This window comes from Vibrio sp. OPT18 (assembly GCF_015163615.1).
In the GTDB taxonomy this organism is placed as follows: Bacteria; Pseudomonadota; Gammaproteobacteria; order Enterobacterales; family Vibrionaceae; genus Vibrio; species Vibrio coralliirubri.
Genome location: NZ_JADDYK010000087.1, coordinates 50,900 through 59,567, shown reverse-complemented (window position 1 = coordinate 59,567; position 8,668 = coordinate 50,900). Strand labels below are relative to the sequence as shown.

Annotated in this window: 9 protein-coding genes; 3 read left to right on the top strand and 6 right to left on the bottom strand. The window is 43.5% G+C overall.

The features are described from left to right. On the top strand, positions 1-1,125 hold a 1,125-nt coding region (locus tag IQQ51_RS27555), incomplete at its 5' end, for an RluA family pseudouridine synthase (RefSeq protein WP_228013142.1). Positions 1,126-1,204: 79 nt separating this feature from the next. Here IQQ51_RS27555 and IQQ51_RS22190 read toward each other — a convergent pair. Beyond that, positions 1,205-1,585 carry a DoxX family protein gene (locus IQQ51_RS22190; protein ID WP_193842188.1) on the bottom strand — a complete coding sequence of 127 codons (381 nt, stop codon included), beginning with the start codon at positions 1,583-1,585 and terminating at the stop codon, positions 1,205-1,207. A gap of 117 nt (positions 1,586-1,702) precedes the next feature. On the opposite strand from IQQ51_RS22190, the gene IQQ51_RS22185 reads away from it, so the two are divergent. After that, positions 1,703-2,599, top strand: a complete 897-nt coding sequence (locus IQQ51_RS22185) for a LysR family transcriptional regulator (RefSeq protein ID WP_193842161.1) — start codon at positions 1,703-1,705, stop codon at positions 2,597-2,599. Between the two features lie 51 nt (positions 2,600-2,650). Here the strand turns inward: IQQ51_RS22185 and IQQ51_RS22180 are convergent, their stop codons facing one another. From IQQ51_RS22180 to IQQ51_RS22170, 3 genes are all read right to left on the bottom strand, one after another. Further along, positions 2,651-2,944, bottom strand: a complete 294-nt coding sequence (locus IQQ51_RS22180; protein WP_081090056.1) for a YkgJ family cysteine cluster protein — start codon at positions 2,942-2,944, stop codon at positions 2,651-2,653. A gap of 175 nt (positions 2,945-3,119) precedes the next feature. Further along, the gene (locus tag IQQ51_RS22175) at positions 3,120-4,304 is read right to left on the bottom strand and encodes a D-alanyl-D-alanine carboxypeptidase family protein (protein ID WP_050634261.1); all 1,185 of its coding nucleotides are present in this window, start codon (positions 4,302-4,304) and stop codon (positions 3,120-3,122) included. 178 nt (positions 4,305-4,482) lie between these two features. Next, positions 4,483-5,070, bottom strand: a complete 588-nt coding sequence (locus IQQ51_RS22170) for a DUF4136 domain-containing protein (RefSeq protein WP_193842160.1) — start codon at positions 5,068-5,070, stop codon at positions 4,483-4,485. Positions 5,071-5,338: 268 nt separating this feature from the next. Here IQQ51_RS22170 and IQQ51_RS22165 point away from each other — a divergent pair, with 268 nt between their 5' ends. Beyond that, positions 5,339-5,593: a YgjV family protein gene (locus IQQ51_RS22165; protein WP_017068159.1), complete on the top strand. Its 255-nt coding sequence runs from the start codon at positions 5,339-5,341 to the stop codon at positions 5,591-5,593. A gap of 135 nt (positions 5,594-5,728) precedes the next feature. Here IQQ51_RS22165 and IQQ51_RS22160 read toward each other — a convergent pair whose 3' ends face one another. Both IQQ51_RS22160 and IQQ51_RS27550 read right to left on the bottom strand, forming a co-directional pair. After that, positions 5,729-7,192: a sensor domain-containing diguanylate cyclase gene (locus IQQ51_RS22160; RefSeq protein WP_193842159.1), complete on the bottom strand. Its 1,464-nt coding sequence runs from the start codon at positions 7,190-7,192 to the stop codon at positions 5,729-5,731. A gap of 295 nt (positions 7,193-7,487) precedes the next feature. After that, a partial coding sequence (locus tag IQQ51_RS27550; protein WP_228013138.1) for a chitinase C-terminal domain-containing protein occupies positions 7,488-8,668 on the bottom strand: 1,181 nt, incomplete at its 5' end.

Sequence of the window (8,668 nt, the reverse complement as noted above, 5' to 3'; positions counted from 1 at the left end):
CTAGAGTCAGCGGCAAACTTGCTCAAACAACTGGGCAATCAAAGTAGCCAAGAGAAACGTGACCTAAAAGCACTTCGTATTGAGTGGAAACAGAAGATCGCAGAGCGCCAATCACACGTTGATTTGATTGAAAGCGAACTGAAAAACCGTAAGCAAGATCACCAAGCAGTTTCACAGCAGTTGGAAACTCAACGTCTCTCTCACTATCGCTTTATCGATCAAGCCAAGCAATCTAAGAACTTGCTCGAGTTACTCGATGGCAAAGACGCTCTTGAAGGCTCTGGTGAATGCTGCCTACCTAAGTTGCTTAACTTTGCGTTTGAACACGGGTTCAAGCCGTTAGCTTTGTCTGAATTTTGGTGGGGATTACCGCCTACAGATATCATTCGACAACACGCAAACCTCTACCCTGTTTGTCAGAGTAAAAGCTTTGAGATCCTCGAACACCAGCTAAGTGGCATAGAGCTAGAAGATAACCCGCTTATCGTGAACCCTGCTGTAGGTAAGTCTTTTGATATTGTTTATGAAGACGACGAGATCGTGGTCGTCAATAAGCCTGAAGAGTTCTTGTCGGTTCCCGGTAAGTTCATCGAAGATTCAGTTTATACCCGCATAAAAGCGCGTTACCCGGATGCGACTGGCCCTTTGATTATTCATAGATTGGATATGTCAACGTCAGGTTTGTTGATCTTGGCGCTCACGGCAGAGTCAAACAAGCACATTCAGAAGCAGTTCATTGATAGAACCGTACAGAAGCGCTACACCGCTTTGTTAGATGGTGAAATAACGGGTGAATCTGGCGATATCAGCCTTCCTTTGCGCGGCGACATCACGGACAGACCAAGACAACTGGTTTGCCATGAACACGGCCGAAATGCAGAGACCCATTGGCAAGCGGTGAGCACTCATAATGGCAAGACCAAGGTTCACCTGTACCCTAAAACAGGGCGAACCCACCAGCTGCGAGTACACTGCGCTCATCCATTGGGGCTTGGTGTACCTATTCGTGGTGACGACTTATACGGATACAAACGCGAGCGCTTACACCTACACGCTGGCTACCTAAAGTTGATTCACCCGACAACCGGTGAATGGATGGAGTTTGAAGTGCCTTCTGAGTTCTAAAACGTTTCCATTTGGTAGGGCTTCGTGCCCTACTCTTCTTTTCTTCGTCTCTCACCTCTATCGCTACAGTCGAATAAACTTAGTACGATGCAATAACCAAGAAGCCAGAACCCAACAGAGTCACCATCGCGGGAATACCATCCTTCCACGTATCGAATCTCAAATGAAAGTAAATCGCCCCTAGTGAAGTACTCGCTAGTATCAAACCTCCCATCATTTGCGTATGTTCAGGTGCTAAACCAACCAAAGCACAGAGCAACAATACAGCTCCAGTAAACTCAACCATACCAACTAGAAACATAATCACTCGGTTTAATCCATAGCTTTTAAAAAAACCAAGTTGGATTTCGAACACTTTACGCTGCCAAGCAAATGTCTTGATTGAGCTTGCCAATAAAAAGAACACCACCAGTAATACACTCACCACTGAAATCATATTGCCACCTTTCTTAAGAATTATTAACGTCAATGGGATTATTTAACCATTCATAAATCGAGCGATAAATGCTAATTTTATGATAGTTAAGATTCCAATTTGGAATGGTTGAGTTTAGATAGCAGACATAAGGCAAGTGGAATGGATAAAATTGAGTGTATTCGTATCTTCGTGGAAACTGCGCAGCTAAATAGTTTTACTGCTACTGCCAATAAACTCGACATGACACAAAGTGCCGTCAGTAAAAAGATTGCGTGGTTAGAAAGTGATTTAGGAATGACACTGTTTCAGCGAAACAGTCGCAAAATATCCCTAACCCATGCAGGAAAAGACTACCTCACTTATTGTGTCCGCTTCCTAGAAGAAATGTCCGCAATAGAAAGTCAGCTAAAGCGAGAAACCGAGTCTGTAGAAGGTGAATTGAAAATATCCGCCCCAAGTGCCTTTTCAACCATGTTACTCAGTGAACCGCTTCAAGCATTCATTGAACAACACCCGGGGATACGGGTTAATCTCAGCGTTGACGACCGCATCGTTAATCTCAATGAACACAATATTGATGTCGTCATCCGCGCATCACAACTGAAAGACTCAGGCCTAAAAGCGCGCTTGTTGTTTAATAATAAAGTTCACTACTTCGCATCACCAGAATACATAAAGAAACACGGAGCACCGCAACAGCCTCAAGAATTAATCAAACACCACTGCTTAACCTACTCACTGATGACGCCTGCGAATGAATGGCGTTTTACCGACAATAGCCACAAAGCTAGCAGTATTAAAGTAAATCAAATATTCACTTCAGACAGCCCAGAAGTGCTGCTTAAGATGGCTCGTAAAGGTTTAGGTATTGTCGCTTTACCGAATTGGATGGGTAAAGAGTTTGTAGAGAAAGGGGAATTAATACGGTTGTTGACAGATTGGAGTAATGACCAGTTACCAATGTACGCGGTGTATCATGCGAGCGACTATTTGCCCCAAAGAATCCGAGTGTTTATCGATTTTCTTGCGGAGTATTTGAGTTCAAGAAATAGTTAAAGCTCTAAGAACAGCTAGAGCTCAACTGAGATCGATAGCTAAGATAAAGTCCTAGCCCATTACATCCTTGCGCTGATCAACGCATTCATAAGAGCCCATTTCGAACTCACGACAGATCCATGGTCGGTTTTCATAGATAGTACACATCAGTGTTTCTCTATCTACCGCAGAACACCAGCCGTCATCTAAGCGCTTCATGGTTTCTCCGCCCCATTCATCGTAAGCGATGTGCTCTTCAGGTACGCCCGTATCTGTGATGATCATAACCTCTAAACGACAACAGCATGCCTGACAATTGGCACAGGTTACTTCGGGTTCGGTTACGTTCTTTATCTCTATCGTCATAAGTGACTACACTGCTAAATTTTGCGTATAGTAATCGAAACCGCCCGCCACGGCTAATAAAGATAGTGCGGCGCGGCGTTTTCATTGATGTAGAAATAACAAAGGGCGCTGTGATTCACTCACAACACCCATAATATTTCGACTTTTCAGCGCGGCTTATCGCCACAAGCTCTATTTAGAATAGGCTCGCGAAGAACAGCTTAACGTAGTCCATTAAACGTTTGAACAAACCGCCCTGTTCAACCGCTTCAAGCGCGATCAAAGGCTGAGTTTGAACATCTTCACCATCAACAGTGTAATGAACCACACCTAGAGTTTGACCTTCTGTAATCGGCGCTTTCAGTTCAGAGTTAAGCTCGATAGATGCAGTCAGCTTTTTACTGTCCGACTTAGGCAACGTAATGAACGTGTCTTCTGCCACACCTAGTTTCAATGTGTCTTGCTCACCAAACCATACCTTCTCTTCAGCCACTTGATCGCCGCCTTTGTGCGGGTTTAGTGTATCGAAGAAACGGAAACCATAACTCAACAGCTGTTTGCTGTCTGATTCACGGCTCTTAACGCTTGATGCACCCATCACAACCGCGATAAGTCTCATCTCACCTTGTGTCGCTGAACTCGCCAAACTGTAGCCAGCACCAGAGGTGTAGCCCGTTTTCATGCCATCAACGGTTAAGCTTCTATCACGCAATAAGCCATTACGGTTGTGCTGTGTGATTCCGTTGTAACTGAAAGAGCGCTCGCTGTATAAGCCATACACATCCGGTAAATCACGAATAATGGCACGACCGAGTAACGCGATATCATAAGGAGTCGAATAGAGGTCGTCTGCATCCAAACCATGTGCATTGGCAAAATGGGTGTTTTCTAGCTTCAGAGAGGTCGCCCAAGAGTTCATCAGGTCAACGAATGCATCTTGCGAGCCCGCAACGTGTTCCGCTATCGCAACACTTGCATCATTACCTGATTGAATAATCAAACCACGATAAAGGTCCATCATTGCTACATCGGTATTTACTTCGATGAACATTTTTGAAGAGTCTGGGAAGTTCTTCGCCCACGCGTTCTCGCTGATTCGTACTTGATCGTCAGCAGAGATGTTGCCTCGCTTCATCTCTTGACCTGCCACATAGCTGGTCATCAGTTTGGTCAAGCTCGCTGGGTTTAACTTCGTGTGTGCGTTTTTTTCTACCAGCACATCACCAGAATTAAAATCAATTAATACATACCCTTTAGCGCCTAGGCTAGGTGGGCTCGGTACTATAGAAGGTGCTGCGATAGCTGCATTACTTACCATCGCGGCGTTACTTACAATGAATATACTTAATAGAGGGAGAGAGTATTTGGAAAACAGTTTCATTGAATCAAACCTAAGTTAACGTTTTGAGCAGTATAGACAAATGCTAGCAAAAGAAGCGCGAACTTTACGTTGCTTTACGTATTTGTACCATTCGTTACAAATAAAAAAGTATAATCTGCGATCTGACCATATTTTCCACAACTAATATTTACCCCACGAATACATCCAACGCCTAATTCTATCGCTCAGGCATGCGTCTAAATAACATTTCAACAAAGCCAGTAATACGCTGTTTGCTCTCGCTTAGCTCTAAATCAGGTTGGATGCCAGATTGTGCTAATGCTTGCCATTGTACGACCTCTGAGTTAGGTACGAAAAACGCAATGTACAACGACCCTTTCTCCGCAACTTTACCTTCACCATCGTAAAATGGCACACCAGTAGATAGCTTAATCGCATCGAAGATTGATTCATCGTTCAGTTCCGATTCTTCCGCTAATCCAAAGCCTACAACAACATCGCCGACACCATCCTGTTTTAGCTGATAACCTTTACTTGAGAGCTGTTCTTGAATCGAATCACGCACTAAATCAGTTACCACGGTTTCATCGTATTTTTGAGAAAGGTAAACCTTTTCTGACTCAGGGTGCCAGGAGTACGTCATCACGCCGTGTTTCATGAAATCAAAGTCACCGCTAGTGACCACACCATAATTGTGTGTGGGTGGTATTTCTTGCGAAGTGCATGCGATCAGCCCAATAGCCATCAAAGCCAACAGTACTACTTTTTTTATGCTTTTTGTTGCACAAATGGATCGTTTTATCATTCGAGGCTTCCTTACCTATATAAGAATAACTATCAATTCAACCTCCAACATAAATAGTAATTATGTTAATAGAAAGGTCATTAAACGTTTGCGTAATCGCTAACCTTCACTTCTGTCCGTTTTGGGGGTTTAATCACAAAAACAGAGTTGGTATAGTTCACCCCGTTAAACAAAACCAGACCATTCGAGGCACGGAGCTTCCTCAATCATCTCATGAAGAGAAGAATTGGTACCGACAAAGTATCGGCAAATTTAAGAGGGTCAAACAATGGAATTCAATATGGTTGAAATTTTAGGTTACGCTGCGTCTATTATGGTCGCAATTTCATTAACAATGAAAGATATCGTTCGTCTGCGTGTCCTTAACTTTATTGGCTGTGCACTCTTCACAGCATACGGCATCATGATTGACGCATGGCCAGTTGCAGCCACCAACGGCTTTATCGCTTGTGTAAACATCTACTTCCTTGCAAAAATGCAAAAGGAAAAAAAAACGGAAGCGATGAAAGCAGCGAAAGCTTAAATTAGCGATTAGCCTTTCAAATAATTCTGAAAAAGCCCAAATAGAGCGATCTATTTGGGCTTTTTTGTGTTTGTCGTTCTCAAGAGCTCGATTTGTGTGCACAACACTTTTCAATTCAATGAGACTTTCAACCGATCACATGTAAGCAACGTGATATTCGTTCTCTCGATACGCTTGAGTGTTGTTGCGCCCGCTCTCTTTTGCTTGATAAAGCGCTTTGTCGGCTTTATCGATAGCGGTTTCAATATCAGTCAGTGCTTGTGTATGGCAACACCCAGCGCTGATAGTCACTGGCGACACCAAGCCTTGAAGTTGCTCAACACATAGCCGTAACGCCTCTGATAATTCGAATAACTCATGTTCATCACAATCAAACGTCACCAAAATAAACTCTTCACCGCCATAGCGTGCAATCAAACGACGACGGTTAACAAATCTCTTAAGTGACTTTGCGACCGCACAGATAACTCGATCGCCTTGAGCGTGACCATATTGATCGTTGACCCGTTTGAAATGGTCAATATCAAGCAAGATGACGCCGACATTCGTTATCGGATAAGGTGAATTCTGAGTAATTTTCAGTTTTAGCTGCTCGATAAAACTCCGTCGACTAGGAAGCCCAGTAAGGTAATCTAGGCTTGCCACATCCAAGATTTTGAGATGACGATGCCGCAGGTAAAGAACCAACACGACAATAATGCTCAACAAACTTACAACCAAAGCCATCAAACTAATAAACAACAGGCTATGATTTCGATTAAGCTCTTGCTCTAAGATACCTGCAGAAATGACCCAATTAAGATAAGGGTAAAACTTATAGAAGATTTTTTTGTTGGTCGTGCCACTATCACTGGAAATCGAGTAACTGAATTGACCTTCTGGTTTGGTGGCGATTCGATCAATAAGCAGTTCAGACGAGTAGCCTATTAAGGATTTCAATGATTTATGTTCATAATCCGGATGAAGCACTAAGTTACCTTGCAGATCGACAATGTATACATATCCGCTATCACCAAACGCGTACTTTCTAAGTTTGTCTTTTAAACCTTCAAGATCGACCAAATACATCAGTTCTTCTTTATAGGTCGTCGCAACCAAAGTGTTGCCACTCGGGAGCCTCATCGAATAAGCGACTTTGGCTCTACGGCTTATTTCATGAGGATTAGCGTGAAAGTACTCGATCATGCCAGAGTCAATAGTGAACTGTTTTTGGATATGAGTAAGATGTCCGCGCTTCTGACCTTGCAAGAATGGATGATAAAGGTGGACGCCTTGGGGTGACATCAAATAGATATAACCCGATTGTCCAATATGCAATTCACGGGCAATTTGGCTTACCTGTTCAACTTCTTGTTCTGGCGTGGTATGCCATACATGAGACGCAACGGTATCCGTAATTCCTTTAAGATATGTCTTTATCGCCTCATTCACTGTGGTGTCGACAATATCGTAACTCGCGTTCACAATCGTACGAAAAAACAGTTGGTTAGATTCCAACAATGACCTTTCAGTTCGATTAAATTGAAAGGCAGAAAGAATCATCGACACGACGGCGAGCGCAATTGAAAAATTAAGAATGTATTTACGTCTGACTTTCAAGATTACCCCGTAGATTTATAATTTCAGGTAACGCTGTGACTTCTCTTATATACAGACTGTTTTATATCATGTTTTTATTTTTTACTGAACGAGTGTCGATATTTTAAAGGGTTTCTATACGCAATCTGTGACTTATGACAAAAACGCCGAACTGGATTCAGTTCGGCGTTTTAATTTTACGTTTAAATTGATGACTTAATTTATACTAACATCCTGATAAATAGACTTAAAAGCATTCGCATTTATTACCTATTACTACGCTCTATTGTCTATAAAGAGATTACTTAGCATTAAATTAAGAACAAACTTGAGTCCAGCTACCGTCGCTACCCGGTTCAGAACTTGTCCACCAGTTTGCTTGATAAACACTACCGTTATGAACCACTTGGTCGCCTGTGTTTGCGTGGCTTGGGTTACCCGCCCAATCTTTCTGAGGTAAGTCTGGGTAAACCGCTAAACCTGCTGTATCACATGTACCTGGGTTGGTGCCACCATCGCCAGGGTTACCGCCACCTGAACTGATATCACCTAATGGTAGATCTGGCTGCTCGAAGCTAAAGGCATAATCAACGCCACCGACATTCACCGCGTAGTTAGCAGGGCCAGAAATTGGCAAGTAATACACCATGTCTAACTCATACACACCGCCAGCAGGAAGCTCTTCCCATGTCGGCAAAGTAAACGCCACTCGGTGCATGGTTCCATCTAATCCACCGATGTTATCCGCACGAGTATGACCTGAAGCAATCACCGTCAAACCACCACCCGATTGATCTTTCGCGTTATCAGGCGCTGACACAGGAATATCGAATTGGAACTCAGTTCCACCCGGAAGTGCTTGACCAGTGTTGTTCGTGAACGTGATCTTAGGGTTGATTGGGTAGTTTTGGTCACCGACTTTGAAGCCACCAACCGATACCGAAATATCTAATGCTTCTGTTGGGATAGCACCCGTCGCTACCTTGTTTCCGTATGGAGTCGCAGACTTAAACTTATCGTAGATAGCTTTCGTCATTGTGTTACCCATGTGGAACTCACCGTTACCGCTATTACACGCTTGTTCAGTCGTATCGATAGAAGTTCGGTTGCCATTCGCATCGAGTACATAACAGTTATAATCCCCTGCTAGTTCCCAGAACATGATGCCGCCGATCTCTTTGTCGATAACGTAATCCGCTTTCACGTCGATAGACTGTTTATCTTCCGTCGAAAGGAATACGCCCTTCTCTGCGTTCCACAACCAAGGGGCAACCGCCACACTGTCGTAGTTTCTCGTGTAAGTGCCCGTTAGAACATCTGAAGGATCATTCACAGGATCAAGCTTGTAAGCTTCAGCATAAGAACCCCAAATACCTTTCTCTAGGTTCTTCGCATGCCACATAGGGTTAGAACCCGCGCCCATTTCGTTGCCTTTTGGATCGGTATCGTGCCACATGTTATCGATACCAATAGCGCCATGGCCACAGTTGTTTTTCT

What these genes read in the sequence shown, in the direction of transcription:
- IQQ51_RS22185 (WP_193842161.1), top strand. Translation starts at nt 1,703, where the DNA reads ATGGATAAAATTGAGTGTATTCGTATCTTCGTGGAAACTGCGCAGCTA.
- IQQ51_RS22180 (WP_081090056.1), bottom strand. Translation starts at nt 2,944, where the DNA reads ATGACGATAGAGATAAAGAACGTAACCGAACCCGAAGTAACCTGTGCC.
- IQQ51_RS22175 (WP_050634261.1), bottom strand. Translation starts at nt 4,304, where the DNA reads ATGAAACTGTTTTCCAAATACTCTCTCCCTCTATTAAGTATATTCATT.
- IQQ51_RS22170 (WP_193842160.1), bottom strand. Translation starts at nt 5,070, where the DNA reads ATGATAAAACGATCCATTTGTGCAACAAAAAGCATAAAAAAAGTAGTA.
- IQQ51_RS22165 (WP_017068159.1), top strand. Translation starts at nt 5,339, where the DNA reads ATGGAATTCAATATGGTTGAAATTTTAGGTTACGCTGCGTCTATTATG.